Source organism: Pseudomonas triclosanedens (genome assembly GCF_026686735.1).
GTDB lineage: Bacteria > Pseudomonadota > Gammaproteobacteria > Pseudomonadales > Pseudomonadaceae > Pseudomonas > Pseudomonas triclosanedens.
Genome location: NZ_CP113432.1, coordinates 2,228,210 through 2,246,179, shown reverse-complemented (window position 1 = coordinate 2,246,179; position 17,970 = coordinate 2,228,210). Strand labels below are relative to the sequence as shown.

18 protein-coding genes and 1 tRNA gene are annotated in these 17,970 nt (G+C 62.5%); 9 read left to right on the top strand and 10 right to left on the bottom strand.

Annotated elements, in window-relative coordinates:
* Positions 1–4 precede the first annotated feature (4 nt).
* Entirely contained in the window at positions 5–838 is an 834-nt protein-coding gene (locus tag OU419_RS10625; protein ID WP_254472128.1) for an alpha/beta fold hydrolase, read from the bottom strand.
* 256 nt (positions 839–1,094) lie between these two features.
* Between OU419_RS10625 and OU419_RS10620 the strand changes: the two genes are divergently transcribed.
* Together OU419_RS10620 and OU419_RS10615 are read left to right on the top strand one after the other, a co-directional pair.
* The gene (locus OU419_RS10620) at positions 1,095–1,448 is read left to right on the top strand and encodes a histone-like nucleoid-structuring protein, MvaT/MvaU family (protein WP_254472127.1); all 354 of its coding nucleotides are present in this window, start codon (positions 1,095–1,097) and stop codon (positions 1,446–1,448) included.
* Positions 1,449–1,887: 439 nt separating this feature from the next.
* Positions 1,888–2,112 (top strand): hypothetical protein, encoded by a 225-nt coding sequence (locus OU419_RS10615; protein WP_254472126.1) that lies wholly within the window; start codon positions 1,888–1,890, stop codon positions 2,110–2,112.
* 50 nt (positions 2,113–2,162) lie between these two features.
* On the opposite strand, the gene OU419_RS10610 is transcribed toward OU419_RS10615, so the two are convergent.
* From OU419_RS10610 to OU419_RS10600, 3 genes are all read right to left on the bottom strand, one after another.
* Positions 2,163–2,717: a DUF4946 domain-containing protein gene (locus OU419_RS10610; protein WP_254472125.1), complete on the bottom strand. Its 555-nt coding sequence runs from the start codon at positions 2,715–2,717 to the stop codon at positions 2,163–2,165.
* Between the two features lie 92 nt (positions 2,718–2,809).
* Entirely contained in the window at positions 2,810–3,556 is a 747-nt protein-coding gene (locus OU419_RS10605) for an EcsC family protein (RefSeq protein ID WP_254472124.1), read from the bottom strand.
* A 352-nt stretch (positions 3,557–3,908) separates the two neighbouring features.
* Positions 3,909–3,985, bottom strand: a tRNA-Val gene (locus OU419_RS10600).
* A 186-nt stretch (positions 3,986–4,171) separates the two neighbouring features.
* Between OU419_RS10600 and OU419_RS10595 the strand changes: the two genes are divergently transcribed.
* A complete protein-coding gene (locus tag OU419_RS10595; protein WP_254472123.1) occupies positions 4,172–5,455 on the top strand; it encodes an NAD(P)/FAD-dependent oxidoreductase in 1,284 nt (427 codons plus the stop codon).
* Between the two features lie 38 nt (positions 5,456–5,493).
* Here OU419_RS10595 and OU419_RS10590 read toward each other — a convergent pair whose 3' ends face one another.
* The 5 genes from OU419_RS10590 to moaA all read right to left on the bottom strand — a co-directional run bounded on the left by OU419_RS10590 (position 5,494) and on the right by moaA (position 9,267).
* The gene (locus tag OU419_RS10590) at positions 5,494–6,441 is read right to left on the bottom strand and encodes a formate/nitrite transporter family protein (RefSeq protein ID WP_254472208.1); all 948 of its coding nucleotides are present in this window, start codon (positions 6,439–6,441) and stop codon (positions 5,494–5,496) included.
* 75 nt (positions 6,442–6,516) lie between these two features.
* On the bottom strand, positions 6,517–7,002 hold the full coding sequence (locus tag OU419_RS10585) for a hypothetical protein (protein ID WP_254472122.1): 486 nt from the start codon (positions 7,000–7,002) through the stop codon (positions 6,517–6,519).
* On the bottom strand, positions 6,999–7,334 hold the full coding sequence (locus tag OU419_RS10580; protein WP_254472121.1) for a low molecular weight protein tyrosine phosphatase family protein: 336 nt from the start codon (positions 7,332–7,334) through the stop codon (positions 6,999–7,001). The genes OU419_RS10585 and OU419_RS10580 overlap by 4 nt, the downstream gene beginning before the upstream one ends.
* A 59-nt stretch (positions 7,335–7,393) precedes the next feature.
* A complete protein-coding gene (locus OU419_RS10575; protein WP_254472120.1) occupies positions 7,394–8,212 on the bottom strand; it encodes a substrate-binding periplasmic protein in 819 nt (272 codons plus the stop codon).
* Between the two features lie 59 nt (positions 8,213–8,271).
* The gene (gene moaA / locus OU419_RS10570) at positions 8,272–9,267 is read right to left on the bottom strand and encodes a GTP 3',8-cyclase MoaA (protein ID WP_254472119.1); all 996 of its coding nucleotides are present in this window, start codon (positions 9,265–9,267) and stop codon (positions 8,272–8,274) included.
* A gap of 199 nt (positions 9,268–9,466) precedes the next feature.
* Between moaA and OU419_RS10565 the strand changes: the two genes are divergently transcribed.
* The gene (locus tag OU419_RS10565; protein ID WP_254472118.1) at positions 9,467–10,120 is read left to right on the top strand and encodes a TetR/AcrR family transcriptional regulator; all 654 of its coding nucleotides are present in this window, start codon (positions 9,467–9,469) and stop codon (positions 10,118–10,120) included.
* A 109-nt stretch (positions 10,121–10,229) separates the two neighbouring features.
* Here the strand turns inward: OU419_RS10565 and OU419_RS10560 are convergent, their stop codons facing one another.
* Entirely contained in the window at positions 10,230–10,661 is a 432-nt protein-coding gene (locus OU419_RS10560) for a GlcG/HbpS family heme-binding protein (RefSeq protein WP_254472117.1), read from the bottom strand.
* Between the two features lie 329 nt (positions 10,662–10,990).
* On the opposite strand from OU419_RS10560, the gene gcl reads away from it, so the two are divergent.
* From gcl to pyk, 5 genes are all read left to right on the top strand, one after another.
* On the top strand, positions 10,991–12,766 hold the full coding sequence (gcl, locus tag OU419_RS10555; RefSeq protein WP_254472116.1) for a glyoxylate carboligase: 1,776 nt from the start codon (positions 10,991–10,993) through the stop codon (positions 12,764–12,766).
* Positions 12,767–12,835: 69 nt separating this feature from the next.
* Complete coding sequence (hyi, locus tag OU419_RS10550) at positions 12,836–13,618, top strand: hydroxypyruvate isomerase (RefSeq protein WP_254472115.1); 783 nt, start codon at positions 12,836–12,838, stop codon at positions 13,616–13,618.
* A gap of 119 nt (positions 13,619–13,737) precedes the next feature.
* On the top strand, positions 13,738–14,628 hold the full coding sequence (locus OU419_RS10545) for a 2-hydroxy-3-oxopropionate reductase (RefSeq protein ID WP_254472114.1): 891 nt from the start codon (positions 13,738–13,740) through the stop codon (positions 14,626–14,628).
* Between the two features lie 268 nt (positions 14,629–14,896).
* Positions 14,897–16,186 carry a glycerate kinase type-2 family protein gene (locus OU419_RS10540; protein ID WP_254472113.1) on the top strand — a complete coding sequence of 430 codons (1,290 nt, stop codon included), beginning with the start codon at positions 14,897–14,899 and terminating at the stop codon, positions 16,184–16,186.
* Between the two features lie 74 nt (positions 16,187–16,260).
* A complete protein-coding gene (gene pyk, locus OU419_RS10535; RefSeq protein WP_254472112.1) occupies positions 16,261–17,691 on the top strand; it encodes a pyruvate kinase in 1,431 nt (476 codons plus the stop codon).
* Positions 17,692–17,970 lie beyond the last annotated feature (279 nt).

Here is a 17,970-nt window from a genome sequence, read left to right as displayed (position 1 = left end):
AAACTCAGTACTGATCGACGAATTCCAGAACTGCACGATTGAAGGAAGCCGGACGAACCACATTCATACCGTGAGATGCCCCCGCAATAATCGAGGTTCGCGCATCCACCAGAACCGACTGCAGCGCCCGAACGATACGCGGGAATGGCTCCGGACTTGCCGCGCCGCCGATCAGCAACACAGGCAAATGCAGATTTGCAAGCGATGCTTCCTGCAACGGAGCAGGATGATCCGCCACCTGCCCAACCAGCGTCATCGCATTGTCAGACGCCATTTCACGGAACTGTCGCGAAGAGCGCTTCCACACACCTGCCCCACTTACCGTATCGACAAACAGCTCCAACCCCTCACCAATACATCCCTGCCGAATCATCGACAGAGCCTGCTCGCGAAACCGGTTACGCTCGACCGGAGAAACAGGCGGGTCAATTGCCGCGGCGCGAAAGACATCCGCAGAGAAATCTCCGCCTGGATCGGCCAGCGTCAAAGTACGCAGCTTCTCTGGCGCGGCCAGGGCCACCCGCAAGCACAGATTTCCACCCCGCGAATGCCCCACCAGATGGACAGGGCCCGGTAACAGATCAAGCAACGCAAGCAGATCATCGACATGCTGCCGAGTGGAGAATCCACCGCCCTCACCATTCCACTGCTCCGGATAATAATGTCGAAGACTGGGAACGAAGACGCGATATGCAGCCGAGAGCGCCACGAGCTGACTCTGCCAATAACGATAATCACAGAGCGAGCCGTGTACCAATACCACTGGCACGCCCGAGCCCCGAACCAGGCACACCAGTTCATAACCGTTGACCCGATAACGCTCTATCCCACTACCCATCCAGCACTCACATCAGACCGAAACAAACGCACCCAAATGAAACTCACAATGTTCAGAGGGATAATCCCCGACGAACAGCCCTCACCTTCAGCGTCGGATTATCCCGCATTAACCAGGCAAGCCCAAAGCCTAAAACATGCAGCCCCGGATATAAGATGCATCTTCCAGACCATAATAATTCGCCACCGGAGTTGACGCCGGTTACTATAAAACCAGAAAATCCGAACACAACTCACCCCGCCGACGGGAGCATACGATGTCCAAACTTGCGGAATTCCGCGAAGCCGAGCGCCAGCTCAAAGAGCAACTTGCCCTGCTTGAAAAACTCAAGAATGACAGCAGCCTTAAAAAGGAACTGGAGTTCAAGGATCAACTGCAAGTACTGATGGACCAGTACGGCATGAACCTGCGCAACGTCATTGAGATTCTTGACCCGCAGGGGCCCAGCGAACCTGCGCCCGCAGCTCAGCGCCGCAGCCGCCAGCTGAAGGTCTACAAGAACCCGCACAATGGTGAAACCATCGAAACCAAGGGCGGCAACCACAAGACCCTGAAAGCCTGGAAGCAGCAATACGGCGCCGCCACCGTCGAATCCTGGCTGCAGAAATAATACCGATATCTCGCGGGGCGCTCCCGCCCCGTGGGAATTCCTACTGAACTCGCAAGAATTCTGACCAGCGGCCAGAGCCAGACTGGCCATTACCGACAGATATCCGTACAATAGCAAACGCGAGTACCAAACCGACGGTCGCCCCTCCCAGCGCCATCCCATCCATACAGGGATCGAAGCTAGGTATCACAGGGCTACGGCCAGCGCATCCTCCGCATCGTTTCCAGAGCACGTCAGCCGCGCCAGGAAGTTTGCCCGAGCGATCAGCGCCCTCGTCAGTTCCACTGCTGCCACCCAACACAGCAAACTGACCCGAACCCAACGTTTCCAATCGCTGCCATATTCCGGTCACACGATTTCGGCATTCTCAAGTCGCACCCGGAGCTTTTTACGATTCAAGCGGTCATAAGGCCGTTACCTAATTGGAAATATCAAGACAATGAAAACCTCCATTCAAATCCAGGAGGCGATTCGCACCCTTACGGCGGCATTCGCCCCCCTCAATTGCGTCATCCAGGCCAAGCGCAAGCATGGCTTCAGCTTCACTCTGGTGAACGAGCACGGCATTGCCAGGCACACGGAACGCCTTTACCCGCAGCAATACCAGGGCTCCGAACCCCTGAATGCGGTAATCGAACGAGTCCAGGCCACTCTCGCCGCCTGAGCTAAAAAATAAAAAGCCCCGCAATGGCGGGGCTTTTGCATTTCAGCGAGTCAATTCAGACGCAATCCCGCCTTCACCGACTCGATCTCTTTCTTCAATTCGGGATATCGCTCCGCCGGCGCCGCATAGGTGAGCGAGTACGCCACACCCTCCCCAATCGCAACCTGCAAGGACTGCTTCAGCACCTCAGCGCCGTTCTGGCTGATGCCGCAGCGCACTTCCAGCCCATCCAGCCCACCCAGCATGGCAGCCTTTGGCTTGCTGCAGGCCGCCTCGAATCCCTGCCGTAGAAAGTCCTTCTGCAGCGCCTTGCGCATCTCCAGAATGACGCGCTCGACATTAATGGAAGCATCCACCGCCAGACGACTGCGCGTCACCTCCATGACCACAGCCTGCCCACCGCTCTCATCAAGACGTACGCCACGCTGCCGAACGATCGCCGCCCCCTCGGGCGAGCGAGTGACAGCCCAGCCCTCGGGCCAGTGCACCTCCATTTCCGCCAGCACAGGCCACGACACGAAGAGCACAGCAAGCAATAACCAGGACCGCGAACCGCTCATCGCCACCTCCAGGCACAACCAACGCACACCATAGCAGGCGCCCATCCATTAAAGTTCCATAGAAAAAGCCCGGCACACAGGCCGGGCTCCTTCGACGCAACTGTCGTTCGACGAATTGCGACAGCGCAACCCGTCCGCTACCCCCTAGCGGGCAGCTCGCGATAGATCCGCTGGATCAGCGCCTCGCCATACCGCCTCTCCAGTTTCCGCACGGCAAAATGACCGCGCGCCATATCCTGGAAGTGATCGATGAAGGCCAGGTTGATCAGCGCACCACCGGCAGCACCAATCGCCGGGACCAGTTGCGCCATAGCTTTCTCACCGACCTGCACACCGAATCGCTCTGCAATGACGACAACCAACTTCACCAGCGAACCATCCGACATTGCCTTGGACAGCGCCGCCCGAACGGCGTAATAGCCGGCATCTGAACCATCATCGCTCTCCGAAGGACCGCCCAGAGCGAAAACAGCCAGACAGGCCGCCTTGGCCTCGTCGGAATCGATCCTCTCCCCATGAGACCTGGCGATATCCGCGATCGAGCGCAGCATGATGGAAGTCGAAATCGGCAATTCCACCCCCAGCCCCGCGAAGCCGAAAAAGCCACCAACACCACCCGTCACAGCAACGCCAGCCTTGTGCCAGAGACTGGAGGACTCCTCCCCCGGCGCATCCTTCATCGTGAAGACAGCAGCATCCAGCGCCTTTTCCAGCGCAGACTGGGTGACGCTGCCAATACTACTGGCAACGCTCTCCGGCAAATGCTCCAGCGCATACTCGATCGGAGCACCGACCACATTGGTCAACTTGGCCGCGAAGCCGGGATTCTCAAGCAGACTCTTCGCAGTCTGCAACTCGCCCAAATCGCTTTCGGAGATAGTCATCGAACCCTCTCATCAGTGGGAGCAAGGGCTGACCGGCATACGAGCCGCCTCCCCCAACATCCTTGTATTGACCGAGACGTCAACGTGCCATCCATCCCCCACAAAGACAAGTCCGATGCAATCAGGCCGGCAATAGATAAATAAGGCATCTCGACCGGACCAGAAAGGAGAGAAAGGAGAGAAAACGACGAGCCACATTCATCTATACGAAGCAGCAAGCAGATAACGGCCAAAGCTACGCGCAGCGACCGACGACGCCCCAAAGCAGGGGCAATGGATGCAAAAATCAGCCAAAACAAAAAGGGCGACCCTTCCGGATCACCCTTTCTGAAATCGCAGAAGCGATTATGTTTGGTAGGCACAATTGGACTCGAACCAACGACCCCCACCATGTCAAGGTGGTGCTCTAACCAACTGAGCTATGTGCCTGTCGATGAGGGCGTATTCTACGCGATGAATTTCGAGCGTCAAGTACTTTTTTCAGCTAAGCCACTGAAAAAGTGAAATTTTTTATGTTCGACCATCCGTAAAATATTTTGCACGGGCACTAGCCGACCGATTTCGACTCGGGTAGCATCCACCTATCTCGTAAAAAATAACAAACACAGGTGCATTATGCCGCACACTCCCTACCCCTCCTCCTATTACGCAGCGTCGGCCAACCCGGTGCCGGCCCGCCCAGAACTGCAAGGCGAGGTGGAAACCGATGTTTGCGTGATCGGCGCTGGCTACACCGGCCTGTCCACCGCACTGTTCCTGCTGGAAAACGGTTTCAAGGTCACCGTACTGGAAGCCGCCAAGGTCGGCTTCGGCGCGTCGGGCCGTAACGGTGGCCAGATCGTCAACAGCTATAGCCGCGACATCGACGTCATCGAGCGCAGTGTTGGCGCCAAGCAGGCTCAACTGCTGGGCCAGATGGCCTTCGAAGGCGGCCGCATCATTCGCGACCGTATCGCCAAGTACAACATCCAGTGCGACCTGAAGGATGGCGGCGTATTCGCTGCCCTCAGCGCCAAGCAGATGGGCCACCTGGAGTCCCAGAAGAAACTCTGGGAGCGCTTCGGCCATACCCAACTGGAACTGATGGACGCCAAGCGCATCCGCGAAGTCGTCGATACCGATAGCTACGTAGGTGGCATGCTCGACATGAGCGGCGGCCACATCCATCCGCTGAACCTCGCCCTGGGCGAAGCCGCAGCCGTGGAGTCCCTCGGCGGCGTGATCCATGAGCAGTCCCCTGCCGTGCGTATCGACCGTGGCGCCAACCCGGTAGTGCACACGCCGCAAGGCCGCGTGAAAGCCAAGTTCATTGTGGTTGCCGGTAACGCTTACCTGGGCGGCCTGGTGCCGGAACTGGCTTCCAAGTCCATGCCGTGCGGCACTCAGGTGATCACCACCGAGCCGCTGAGCGCCGAGCTGGCCAAGTCCCTGCTGCCGCAGGACTACTGCGTCGAGGACTGCAACTACCTGCTCGACTACTACCGCCTGACCAGCGACAACCGACTGATCTTCGGCGGCGGCGTGGTCTACGGCGCGCGCGACCCGTCGAACATCGAGGCGATCATCCGTCCGAAAATGCTCAAGGTCTTCCCGCAACTCAAGAACGTGAAGATCGACTTCGCCTGGACCGGCAACTTCCTGCTGACCCTCTCGCGCCTGCCGCAGGTTGGCCGCATCGGCGACAATATCTACTATTCCCAGGGCTGCTCCGGTCACGGCGTCACGTACACCCACCTGGCAGGCAAGGTGCTGGCTGAGGCACTGCGCGGCCAGGCCGAGCGTTTCGACGCTTTCGCCACCCTGCCGCACTACCCCTTCCCGGGCGGTCGCCTGTTCCAGGTTCCGTTCTCCGCGATCGGCGCCTGGTACTACACCATGCGTGACAAACTGGGCATCTGACGCCCAGCTTCATACCGCAGGAAAAGGAAAACGGCGCCTCAGGGCGCCGTTTCTCCCTTGGAAGATCTTTCCGGGGCAGAGGTATCGCTACGCACCTGGGCATGGCTCATCAAGGCGAAGATCAGGCTTCCACCGACTATGTTGCCCGCCAGCGTCGGCAGCGCGAAGTCAATGACGAACGCTGCAGGGCCCACTTCGCCGGCAAACATCAGATAGCCCACTTCGCAGGTTCCCACCACGATATGGCTGAAGCTGCCCAACGCCATCAGGTAGGTGACCAGGAAGATGATCCAGACTTTGGCATGTTCCGCCGCCGGCACCAGCCAGACCATCGTGGCAATCATCCAGCCGGATACAATGCCCTTGGAAAACATTTGCCAGTGGTCGTTCTCCATCACCTCTCGACCGATATCGAGAAACGCCTGGCCGGCCTTCGCGTCGAAGATCGGCAGGTGCAGCATGCCATAGGCAAACAGCAGCGCACCGACCACATTACCCAGCAGCACTACCGACCACAGCCGCAGCAGTTGACCGAACTTCTCCAAGGTCGGCTCGCTCATGACCGGCAACACCGCTGTCAGCGTGTTTTCGGTGAACAATTGCTGACGAGCCAGGATGATCGCCAGGAATCCCACCGGATAGCCGAGGCTGGTGGTGATCACCGCCATGTCGTGATCCGGCAGGCGAGCGCGAAACAGCCCCATCGCCATCAGCGACAGGCCGATGGTCAGGCCAGCAGCCAGCGCCGACCACCATAGGGCCGCCAGGGTACGGTCCAATTCGTGATTGCCCTGCAGACGGATGACCTCGTGCAGTACCAGGGGACGAGGCGGCTGGCTCTTCTCGACCTTGCGGCGCTCCTCCGCAGACAGGTCGGCCGCCGTGTCGCCAGAAACCTTCGAGTCCCGTTCCTGCTTACGCGAAGCCGTCCTGGCACGCTCGCCCTTTTGCGCGCCACCGCGCGTCGATGGTTTATCCGTGGTCATGCCGGGCACCTTGCGGGAGCAATGCAGCGTTAGGCCGCCCCCATCGCGCGCGGGTTCAATAAAATTCCGTGAGAGTCAGGACAGCGGTTCGAACCGCAACTGGCGCCAGTCGGTGTCGAGGTGGCCGAGATAGATACAGGCCAGCTTACGAGGAAAGAGGATGTGCTCCGGGCCGATGCCGGGCGCTTCGAGGCGCAGCAGGCGTCCCCAGGGGTGATGACTGATGCGTCCGCGCACATCCTCCACCGTGCCGCCACGCCACCAGTGGATGGCATTCTCGGCATCCTCGATACCATCGGGCTGCTCGATGCGCACTGGCTCCGCTCGCCAGCCGATCACCCGCTGCGGGTCGAAGCCGCCCTGTCGCGCCAGCGGCAGCGGAGCGATCCAGATGGCCCCGTCACGTTTCTCCACGGACACGGCAAGCTCACACCAGAGCGGCTGCTCCAGCGCCCAGAGCAGGTCGCCGTCGATTTCCAGGGACGGCTCGGGCTGCGCCTGGATGCGGAAGCCGGCGCAAACCATCACTCCATCGCGCAGGACGATGCGAATCTCGCTCATGGCAGTTCCAGCCGCAGGAAGGGTCCGACCTTGCGCTCGAGCAGACACACCAGCTCAGGCTGGAGGTACTCGTAGTCGTCGGGGATATCCAGGCACACCAGGCGCTTGCCACGCATCGTCGCCGGGAAGCGGCGCATCAGTAACTGCCGTTGCCGTCGCTCCATGACGAAGACCAGATCGGCCCACTCCAGTTGTTCGGTGCTCAGCGGCACTTCAGCATCGGGCGCCAGCCCGGCGGAGTCAGTCTCGACCTCCGGCCAGTCGGCGAAGACGGTTTCGGCAGTGGGGCTGCGCAAGCGGTTGCGACTGCAGATGAACAAAGCGCGGCGCACTTCATCCTCCCTACGGCTGGCGCGCGAACGTCAGCGGCGATTCTAGGGAAGATGATGCCTTACGGCGACTTCTGTTTCGCTTTCTGCCGCTCGAGGAAGTCCACCTTCCACTGCTCGACGCCAAGATGTTCGGAATCCAGGTTCTCCTCGACGCCATACTTCGCCTTGAGCGCGGCAACCTCCCTGGCATTCTCGGCGAGGAAGCGGTCGAAGCGCTCGATCAGCTCGCCATGCTTGATTGTGGAGAGGTGGAACGCGCCCCGCGTGTGCGGCAGCGACGGGTCGAATACCAGCGCGCCGGGGCGAGCACGGATGTTGTCGAGGTAATAGGTAGCCACCACCACGTTAAAGTAGGCGCCGTCGGCCTGCTTCTTCAGCGCCGTGTGAATCATCTGCCGCAGATCCGAACTGGGCGCGACACTGACCTGCCCGCCCTGCAGCAGCCGCTCGTAACCCCGCGGAGTCCAGCCCTCCACCAGCGCCAGCCGCTTCAGGGAACCAGTACCCTGCCCCAGACGATCCGGCGCCACCAGCACACCGTCCACGTATTGGGTCACCGGCTGGCTGTAGCGCAGGGACTTGCCGGCCTTCCGCTCCGGCGACCAGCCCGGGTCATCCGGGTACTTGAGATCGACCTGGCCGGAAAGCAGCGCCGGCAGCAGCGCGTCCACCGACAGCGGGCGGTACTCCAGGGTTATGCCGCTGCTAGCGGCGAACAGGTCCAGCACGTCGCGGGCAAACCCCTGGTAATTGCCCTGCGCATCGACGCTGTAGTGCGGCGCGAAAGGAAGATTCTCGACACCGACCACATAAGTCTGCGCCAGGGCGCCGGTGGAAAGAATGCTGGCGAGCGCGCAGCAGAATGCCTTGAGCTTCAAAGTACCCTCCTGGTGACGTTGTTGTTGTTCTTGGCGACCGGGCGGCCACCGTGGCGGACTCAGCCGCCAGTCATGCTCATGAACCGCAGCACCTGCACCTGCTGATCGGCCTCGAAGTGGTGACGCTGGGGCTTCAACTGCAACGCCTCAGTCAGCGCGGCCCGCAGGCGTGCGGCATCGCCCGGATGCTCGCGTACCAGTTGGCGCAGATCCAGCGCGCCTTCGTGGCCAAGGCAGAGCACCAGCTTGCCCTCGGCGGTCACCCGGACACGATTGCAGTCGCCACAGAAGTTGTGGCTGTGCGGGGAAATGAAACCGATCCGGCTCTCATAGCCGTCGATGCGGTAGTAGCGCGACGGCCCGCCGCTGCGCTCGGGGGTCGGCAGCAACCGCCAATGCTCGGCGAGCTGCGCCCGCACCTCGTCGCTGCTGCACAGGGTCAGCTTGCGCTCGTGGCTGCTGATACTGCCCAGCGGCATCTCCTCGATGAAGCTGATATCCAGCCCCTTGCCGAGGGCGAACGCCACCAACTCGCAGACTTCATCGTCGTTACGCCCCTTCTGCACCACTGTATTGAGCTTGATGCGCGAAAAACCCGCCTCGCGAGCGGCATCGATGCCATCGAGCACCTGCTCCAGCCGGTCGGCGCGGGTGAAGGCGGCGAAACGCTCATGGCGCAATGAGTCGAGGCTGATATTCAGGCGATCCACCCCCGCCGCCCGCAGCTCGGCGGCGCGCTCGCGAAGTTGCGAACCGTTGGTGGTGATCGACAGGTCTTCCAGTTCCGGGCGGGCGCCGAGTCTTGCCAACAGGCCGGTCAAGCCCTTGCGCACCAGCGGCTCGCCACCGGTGATGCGGATACGCCGCACCCCCAGGCCGATAAAGGCATCGGCGACGGACTCCAGCTCCTCCAGACTCAACACCTGGTCGCGCGGCAGGAACTGCATGTCTTCACTCATGCAGTAGGTGCAGCGGAAGTCGCAGCGATCGGTGACCGACAGGCGCAGGTAAGTGATACGCCGACCGAAGGGGTCGACCAGTTGGGTATCAGGCATGGGCAGTCAATGTCCGGTTCTGGCGGGTGCCGGATTCAAGTTCGCTAGGAATACCGCAGTTGCACGGCGATGTACACAGTATTTAGACCCGAAAGTCAGGAAATTGCATGCAGGCCACTGCCTTGAGGGCTTTGCGAGGCCGGTGCTACCATGCTCGGCTACGTTGGGCAACAACAGCAGCACAAGAAGACCAGCAACCATGACCAGCATTCGCGAGCGTAACCGGCGCCAGATCCTGCGCGCAGCCAGCGAGGAGTTCGCCGAAAAGGGTTTCGCGGCGACCAAGACCAGCGACATCGCCGCTCGCGCCGGCCTGCCGAAACCCAACGTCTACTACTACTTCCAGACCAAGGAAAACCTCTACCGCTGCGTGCTGGAAAGCGTGGTTGAGCCGCTGCTGCAGGCATCCGCTCCGTTCCGCGAGGACGACGAGCCGGGCGAGGCGCTCAAGGCCTACATCCGCTCCAAGGTGAAAATCTCCCAGGAACTGCCGCATGCCTCCAAGGTATTCGCCAGCGAACTGATGCACGGTGCGCCGCACCTGCCGAAAGAGTACCTGGACGAACTGAACACCCAGGCCCAGCGCAACATCGCCTGCCTGCAAAGCTGGATCGACCGCGGCCTGCTGGCACCGGTGGATCCGCACCACCTGCTGTTCACCATCTGGGCGGCGACACAGACCTACGCCGATTTCGATTGGCAGATCTCGATGGTCACCGGCAAGACCAGCCTCAGCGACGCCGACTTCGAAGCGGCCACCGAAACCATCACCCGTCTGGTACTTCGCGGCACCGCGCCGGACAATGGGAGCGAACACAAGCCCCAGGGGCGCCTGCGGCCGCTGTCGATCTGACGTCTTCCACTACATACAGTATGGGTGTCGCCGCGCTCCACCCATCCTGCAATTGCCCCGGCAATGTGTAGGAAAAGCAAGGCGCGAGGCTGGTGCGCGCCCTCCCCGATCAGCCCGCGTCAGCTACCAGGCCCAGCGCCTGCACGCCACGAATCGCGCACTGCTCATCGATATCCGAAGCATCGCCACTGATGCCGATGGCGCCTATCACCTCATTGGCCGAATTACGGATCAACACCCCACCCGGCGCGGGTACCACGTTGCCTTGCGCCAGGGTATTCACCGCCGCGATGAACGACGGGCGCTGCTGAGCGTCCACCGCCAGAACCCGCGACGATTTGCCAAGCGCCACCGCACCCCAGGCCTTGCCGATGGCGATCTGCGGGCGAAGCATGCTCGCGCCATCTTCCCGCTGCAGGGTGATCAGGTGCCCACCGGCATCCAGCACGGCGATGGTCAGCGGCGCCGTCGACAGCTCGCGGCTGACGGCCAGGGCCTGGCGAGTGATGTCCAGCGCGGTTTCCAGACTGATAGTGCTCATGGAGCGTTCCTCTTCAAGGTTGATAAGCCGGAAGTCACGGGCAGCGCTTGCGCACACCCGCATCAATAATCTGTACGCAATCTAGTAGCCGAACGTCCCGACCAAAGCAACATAAAAGGACAATGAGCACCTATTTTTGTATACATTTTTTCAAACGACAGTTTGACCTGCGGATCAGAAACAAACTCAAACCATTGTTATTAAAGGCATTTAAAGAAAAATGACCGACTAGTCCAGCGTATACAACCCGTCTTGACCTTCTCGTCGGAGCTTGCATAGAATCGCCTCAACTTTTGTACACAATCAGTATAAGAACCGAGGAACAAAATATGGCCAGAATGAGAGCAATCGAGGCTGCCGTACTGGTGATGCGCCGCGAAGGTGTCGATACCGCCTTCGGCGTACCAGGCGCCGCCATCAACCCCATGTATGCGGCCATGAAGAAACTCGGTGGCATCGATCACGTCCTGGCCCGCCACGTCGAAGGCGCGTCGCACATGGCCGAGGGTTACACCCGCACCAACGCCGGCAACATCGGCGTGTGCATCGGCACCTCCGGTCCCGCCGGCACCGACATGGTTACCGGCCTGTACTCCGCTTCCGCAGACTCCATCCCGATCCTCTGCATCACCGGCCAGGCTCCCCGTGCGCGCATGCACAAGGAAGACTTCCAGGCCGTGGACATCACCAGCATCGTCAAGCCGGTGACCAAGTGGGCAACCACCGTTCTGGAGCCGGGCCAGGTGCCCTACGCCTTCCAGAAGGCGTTCTATGAAATGCGCAGCGGCCGCCCCGGCCCGGTACTGATCGACCTGCCGTTCGACGTACAGATGGCCGAGATCGAGTTCGATATCGACGCCTACGAACCGTTGCCGGTACAGAAGCCGAAAGCCACTCGCGCCCAGGCCGAAAAAGCCCTGGCCCTGCTGAATGACGCTGAACGCCCGCTGATCTGCGCCGGTGGCGGCATCATCAACGCCGACGCTTCCGCCAAACTGGTCGAGTTCGCCGAGCTGACCGGCGTTCCAGTGGTCCCGACCCTGATGGGCTGGGGCACCATCCCCGACGATCACCCGCTGATGGCCGGCATGTGCGGTCTGCAGACCTCGCACCGCTACGGCAACGCCACCGTCCTGGAATCGGACATGGTGTTCGGCATCGGCAACCGCTGGGCCAACCGTCACACCGGTTCGGTCGACGTCTATACCGCTGGCCGCAAGTTCGTCCACGTGGACATCGAGCCGACCCAGATCGGCCGCGTCTTCACCCCGGACCTGGGCATCGTTTCCGACGCCGGTTCCGCCCTGGATGCCTTCCTGGAAGTGGCCCGCGAGTGGAAAGCCGCCGGCAAGCTGAAGGACCGCAGCGCCTGGGTCGAATCCTGCCGCGAGCGCAAGCGCACCATGCAGCGCAAGACTCACTTCGACAACGTACCGGTCAAGCCGCAGCGTGTGTACGAAGAAATGAACGAGTTCTTCGGCAAGGACACCTGCTACGTCAGCACCATCGGCCTGTCGCAGATCGCTGGCGCACAGTTCCTGCACGTGTACAAGCCACGCCACTGGATCAACTGCGGCCAGGCAGGCCCGCTGGGCTGGACCATTCCGGCAGCGCTGGGCGTGGTCAAGGCCGACCCGAGCCGCCAGGTCGTCGCGCTGTCGGGCGACTATGACTTCCAGTTCATGATCGAAGAACTGGCCGCCGGTGCGCAGTTCAACCTGCCCTACATCCACGTACTGGTGAACAACTCCTACCTGGGCCTGATCCGCCAGGCGCAGCGTGGCTTCGACATCGACTACTGCGTGCAGCTCGCGTTCGACAACGTCAACGCGCCGGAACTCAACGGCTACGGCGTGGACCACGTCGCAGTGGTCGAGGGCCTGGGCTGCAAGGCGATCCGCGTGTTCGACCCGAACCAGATCGGCGCGGCGTTCGCCCAGGCTCGCGAGCTGATGCAACAGCACCGCGTACCGGTGGTGGTCGAGGTCATCCTGGAACGCGTCACCAACATCTCCATGGGTACCGAGATCAACGCAGTCAACGAGTTCGAAGAGCTGGCGCTCAAGGGCGTCGATGCCCCGACCGCCATCTCGCTGCTGGATTAAGACGTTCGCCGGCCCCGCCTCGCGCGGGGCCTCGCGGACCAAGCAAGAAGCCCACTAGGAGGCCCCGACATGCCCCGTTTCTGCGCCAACCTGTCCATGCTGTTCACCGAGGTGGACTTCCTCGACCGTTTCGAAGCCGCCGCGCGCGCCGGCTTCAGCGGTGTCGAGTATCTCTTCCCCTATGACGTCGAGGCCGAAGTGATCAAGGCCCGCCTGGACGCCAACAAGCTCGAACAGGTGCTGTTCAACCTGCCCGCCGGCGACTGGGCCAAGGGTGAGCGCGGCATCGCCTGCCACCCGGACCGCGTCGAGGAATTCCGCGCCGGCGTCGACAAGGCCATCGCCTACGCCAAGGTGCTGGGCAACAAGCAGGTCAACTGCCTGGCCGGCATCCGCCCGCAGGGCTACGACTGCGCGACTATCGAGAACACCTTCCTGAACAATCTGGAGTACGCGGCGGACAAGCTCGAAGCCGCGGGCATCAAGCTGGTCATGGAAATGATCAACACCATCGACATTCCCGGCTTCTACCTGCAGACCACGAAGCAGGCCCAGGACATCCGCGAAAAGGTCGGCAGCGCCAACCTGTTCCTGCAGTACGACATCTACCACATGCAGATCATGGAAGGTGACCTGGCGCGGACTCTTGAGAAGAACCTTGCCTCGATCAACCACGTGCAGTTGGCCGACAACCCCGGCCGCCACGAACCGGGCACGGGCGAGATCAACTACCGCTTCCTGTTCGACCATCTGGACCGCATCGGCTACCGCGGCTGGGTCGGCTGCGAATACAAGCCCAAGACCACCACCGAAGCCGGTCTCGGCTGGCTGAAGAGCCACAACGTCGTGTGACCCGGCTCACTTCGCAGGATGGCGCGGAGCCAAGCGATATCCATCCTGCGGCCTGCTCATCGACTCCCCGGGTACGCGGGGAGCCGGAAGCCCAACAAGAACAACCAGGAGAATTCCTCATGGCCAAAATCGGATTCATCGGCACCGGCATCATGGGCCTGCCCATGGCTCAGAACCTGCAGAAGGCAGGTCACCAGATCTTCGTTTCCACCCACCACGACGCCGCTCCGGCAGCCTTGGTGGAAGCCGGCGCCGTCGCGCTGGCCAACCCCAAGGAAGTGGCCCAGGAAGCCGAGTTCATCATCGTCATGGTGCCGGACACCCCGCAGGTAGAAGACGTACTGTTCCGCAAGGACGGCATCGCCGAGGGCGTAGGCCCGAACAAGGTCGTGATCGACATGAGCTCGATCTCCCCCACCGCCACCAAGACCTTCGCCGAGAAAATCAAGGCCACTGGTGCGCAGTACCTCGACGCCCCGGTTTCCGGCGGTGAAGTCGGCGCCAAGGCGGCGACCCTGAGCATCATGGTCGGCGGCTGCCCGAACACCTTCGAGCGCGCCCTGCCGCTGTTCCAGGCGATGGGCAAGAACATCACCCGTGTCGGCGGCAATGGCGATGGCCAGACCGCCAAGGTAGCCAACCAGATCATCGTCGCGCTGAACATCCAGGCCGTCGCCGAAGCCCTGCTGTTCGCCGCCAAGAACGGCGCCGACCCGGCCAAGGTGCGTGAAGCGCTGATGGGCGGCTTCGCCTCCTCGCGCATCCTCGAAGTGCACGGCGAGCGCATGGTCAAGGGTACCTTCGACCCGGGCTTCCGTATCAGCCTGCACCAGAAGGACCTCAACCTGGCCCTGGCCGGCGCGCGCGAACTGGGCCTGAACCTGCCCAACACCGCCAACGCCCAGCAAGTGTTCAGCACCTGTGCGGCCATCGGCGGCAGCAACTGGGACCACTCCGGCCTGATCAAGGGGCTGGAGCACATGGCCAACTTCTCGATCCGCAAGGATTGAGAATCGGCGGATGAAGCGTTCCGCCTCATGCGCCCTACGCGGGACTCCAACGTAGGGCGCATAACGCCAACGGCGTTATCCGCCAAAGAGCAAGGTGACGGGCCAGGTTATGGGAGTGGCCTTGCCCGCCACGCTGCAAAGCGATTCGAACACCCGGCCGCAGGGAGTCACGGCCTCACCGGCCGGGGCGTTCGAACCCATCGCTGAGTCTCCTGTCCGCAGGAGCCTGAGCAATGGGAAACCACTACAAGAATCACCGGAGCCTGTCATGAGCCTGGACCCACGCGCCTTCCTGCGCGAGCTGTTCGATACCGCCATCGCCGCCGCACATCCGGCCCAGGTGCTGGCCAAGCACCTGCCCACCGACAAGGGCGGGCGCACCATCGTCATCGGCGCAGGCAAAGCGGCGGGCGCGATGGCGGAAGTTGCCGAGAAGCACTGGGACGGCCAGGTCCAGGGCCTGGTAGTGGCGCCCTACGGCTATGGCGCCGACTGCCGCAGCATCGAAGTGGTGGAAGCCTCGCACCCGGTGCCGGACGATGCCGGCGAGCGCGTCGCTCGCCGCGTGCTGGAACTGATCGGCGGCCTGACCGAGAACGACCGGGTGATCTTCCTGCTCTCCGGCGGCGGTTCCGCCCTGCTCGCCCTGCCAGCCGAAGGTATCAGCCTCGACGACAAGCGCAGTGTGAACAAGGCGCTGCTGAAATCCGGCGCAGCCATCGGCGAAATGAACTGCGTGCGCAAGCACCTGTCCGCCATCAAGGGCGGCCGCCTGGCCCGCGCCTGCTGGCCGGCCAGCGTCTACACCTACGCGATTTCCGACGTGCCAGGCGACGAAGCCACGGTGATTGCGTCCGGCCCGACCGTGGGCGACCCGACCACCTCCGCCGACGCCCTGGCGATCCTCAAGCGCTACGGCATCGACGTCCCGGCGAATGTCCGCGCCTGGCTGGAAGACCCGCGCTCGGAAACCGTCAAGCCTGGAGACGAATGCCTGTCGCGCAGCCACTTCACGCTGATCGCCACTCCCCAGCATGCCCTCGACGCAGCGGCCGCCAAGGCCGAAGCGGCGGGCATCCCGACGCTGATCCTGGGCGACCTGGAGGGCGAGTCCCGAGAAGTGGCCAAAGTCCACGCCGGCATCGCCCGGCAGATCCGCAAGCATGGCCAGCCGCTGAAGGCGCCGTGCCTGATCCTCTCCGGTGGCGAGACCACCGTGACCGTACGCGGCAATGGCCGCGGCGGACGCAACGCCGAATTTCTCCTCAGCCTCACCGCCGACCTGAAAGGTGAACCGAACATCTGGGCCCTGGCGGGGGACACCGACGGCATCGACGGAATGGAAAGCAACGCCGGTGCCCTGATGAGCCCATGCAGCTATGGCCGCGCCATCGAGGCCGGCCTGAACCCGCTGCACGAGCTCGATAACAACAACGGCTACGGCTTCTTCGCCGAACTGGGCGATCTGGTGATCACCAGGCCGACCCGCACCAACGTCAACGACTTCCGCGCCATCCTGGTCCTCGAGAATGCAGGCTCGAGAAGGGAACGCCATTAGCTGCATTCCGCGCATAGCCTGGCGAACGCGGACCCAGCAACGCGGCCACGAAATCACCTGACTCGAGCCTGATCATGACTCCTGATAAGAAAGTAAAAATTCTCGCCACCCTGGGCCCGGCGATCAAAAGCCGTGATGACATCCGCGCCCTGGTGGAAGCCGGCGCCAACCTGTTCCGCCTGAACTTCAGCCACGGCGAATACAGCGACCACGCCCAGCGTTTCGCCTGGGTGCGCGAAGTGGAAGCCGAGCTGAACTACCCCATCGGCATCCTCATGGACCTGCAGGGGCCGAAGCTGCGCGTCGGTCGTTTCGCCGAGGGCGCGGTGCAGTTGCAGAAGGGCCAGACCTTCACCCTCGACCTGAACGATGCACCGGGCGACGACAAGCGCGTCACCCTGCCCCACCCGGAGATCATCCAGGCGCTGGAGCCGGGCATGAGCCTGCTGCTGGACGACGGCAAGATCCGCCTGCAAGTGGTGGGTGCCCACGCCGACTCCATCGAGACCCTCGTGATGAACAGCGGCGAGCTGTCCGACCGCAAGGGCGTCAACGTCCCGGAAGCCGTGCTCAAGCTCAGCCCGCTGACCGCCAAGGACCGCCGTGACCTGGAGTTCGGCCTGGAACTGGGCGTGGACTGGGTAGCGCTGTCCTTCGTGCAGCGCCCCGAAGACATCGAGGAAGCCCGCGCCCTGATCGGCGACAAGGCATTCCTCATGGCCAAGATCGAGAAACCCTCGGCGGTGCAGTCCATCGAAGCCATCGCCCGCCTGTCCGACGCCATCATGGTCGCCCGTGGCGATCTCGGCGTGGAAATGCCGGCGGAAAGCGTGCCGGGCATCCAGAAGCGCATCATCCAGGTCTGCCGCCAGCTCGGCCGTCCGGTGGTGGTGGCGACCCAGATGCTCGAATCCATGCGTTTCTCCCCCGCACCGACCCGCGCCGAAGTGACCGACGTGGCCAACGCTGTGAGCGAAGGCGCCGACTGCGTGATGCTCAGCGCCGAGAGCGCCTCCGGCCAGTACCCACGTGAAGCGGTGGAGATGATGGCAAAGATCATCCGCCAGGTCGAAGCCGAGCCGGATTACCAGGCACAGCTCGAAATCAATCGCCCGGAACCCGACGCCACCGTCTCCGACGCCATCAGCTGCGCGATCCGCCGGATCAGCCGCATCCTGCCGGTGGCGGTGCTGGTGAACTACACCGAGTCCGGCGCCTCGACCCTGCGCGCCTCCCGCGAGCGGCCCAAGGCACCGATCCTCAGCCTGACGCCGCAGCTCAAGTCCGCCCGCCGCCTGACCGTGGCCTGGGGCGTGCACTCGGTGGTCAATGCGCAACTGGCCCACGTCGACGAGATCTGCTCCACCGCGCTCGACATCGCCCTCGCCCAGCGCATGGCGCGCCGTGGCGACACCGTGGTGATCACCGCCGGCGTGCCCTTCGGCCAGCCGGGCAGCACCAACATGCTGCGCATCGAAACCGTGGCACCGGCGCTGGAGGCCTGAGCCGAGTAGAAGTGCTGCGCGGCGAATGAACCCCGCGCAGCGAAGAACCGCCACATCGCCACCGGGAGAGCCGGCGGCGATGGCGGGAAGAGGAGCAACACCGAGTTCAGGGGCTGCGCCAGCGCGCAGCTCCGCACCGAGTCACTCCCGGACGGACGGGGCCGGGAATACGGGGCCGCGTCCCCGTCCGTCCGGGTTTGACCTTGATCGACCGAATGCTTGTCGGTCCATAGCCCCCCACGAGCGACTCCCAAGCTGGCTATGGAATTTGGGGCTGCT

Excerpts from the sequence above, each read along its gene's own strand:
- hyi (WP_254472115.1), top strand. The coding sequence starts at position 12,836 with ATGCCCCGTTTCTGCGCCAACCTGTCCATGCTGTTCACCGAGGTGGAC.
- OU419_RS10595 (WP_254472123.1), top strand. The coding sequence starts at position 4,172 with ATGCCGCACACTCCCTACCCCTCCTCCTATTACGCAGCGTCGGCCAAC.
- moaA (WP_254472119.1), bottom strand. The coding sequence starts at position 9,267 with ATGCCTGATACCCAACTGGTCGACCCCTTCGGTCGGCGTATCACTTAC.
- OU419_RS10620 (WP_254472127.1), top strand. The coding sequence starts at position 1,095 with ATGTCCAAACTTGCGGAATTCCGCGAAGCCGAGCGCCAGCTCAAAGAG.
- gcl (WP_254472116.1), top strand. The coding sequence starts at position 10,991 with ATGGCCAGAATGAGAGCAATCGAGGCTGCCGTACTGGTGATGCGCCGC.
- OU419_RS10615 (WP_254472126.1), top strand. The coding sequence starts at position 1,888 with ATGAAAACCTCCATTCAAATCCAGGAGGCGATTCGCACCCTTACGGCG.
- pyk (WP_254472112.1), top strand. The coding sequence starts at position 16,261 with ATGACTCCTGATAAGAAAGTAAAAATTCTCGCCACCCTGGGCCCGGCG.
- OU419_RS10560 (WP_254472117.1), bottom strand. The coding sequence starts at position 10,661 with ATGAGCACTATCAGTCTGGAAACCGCGCTGGACATCACTCGCCAGGCC.
- OU419_RS10540 (WP_254472113.1), top strand. The coding sequence starts at position 14,897 with ATGAGCCTGGACCCACGCGCCTTCCTGCGCGAGCTGTTCGATACCGCC.
- OU419_RS10590 (WP_254472208.1), bottom strand. The coding sequence starts at position 6,441 with ATGACCACGGATAAACCATCGACGCGCGGTGGCGCGCAAAAGGGCGAG.
- OU419_RS10625 (WP_254472128.1), bottom strand. The coding sequence starts at position 838 with ATGGGTAGTGGGATAGAGCGTTATCGGGTCAACGGTTATGAACTGGTG.
- OU419_RS10585 (WP_254472122.1), bottom strand. The coding sequence starts at position 7,002 with ATGAGCGAGATTCGCATCGTCCTGCGCGATGGAGTGATGGTTTGCGCC.
- OU419_RS10565 (WP_254472118.1), top strand. The coding sequence starts at position 9,467 with ATGACCAGCATTCGCGAGCGTAACCGGCGCCAGATCCTGCGCGCAGCC.
- OU419_RS10605 (WP_254472124.1), bottom strand. The coding sequence starts at position 3,556 with ATGACTATCTCCGAAAGCGATTTGGGCGAGTTGCAGACTGCGAAGAGT.
- OU419_RS10610 (WP_254472125.1), bottom strand. The coding sequence starts at position 2,717 with ATGGGCGCCTGCTATGGTGTGCGTTGGTTGTGCCTGGAGGTGGCGATG.
- OU419_RS10545 (WP_254472114.1), top strand. The coding sequence starts at position 13,738 with ATGGCCAAAATCGGATTCATCGGCACCGGCATCATGGGCCTGCCCATG.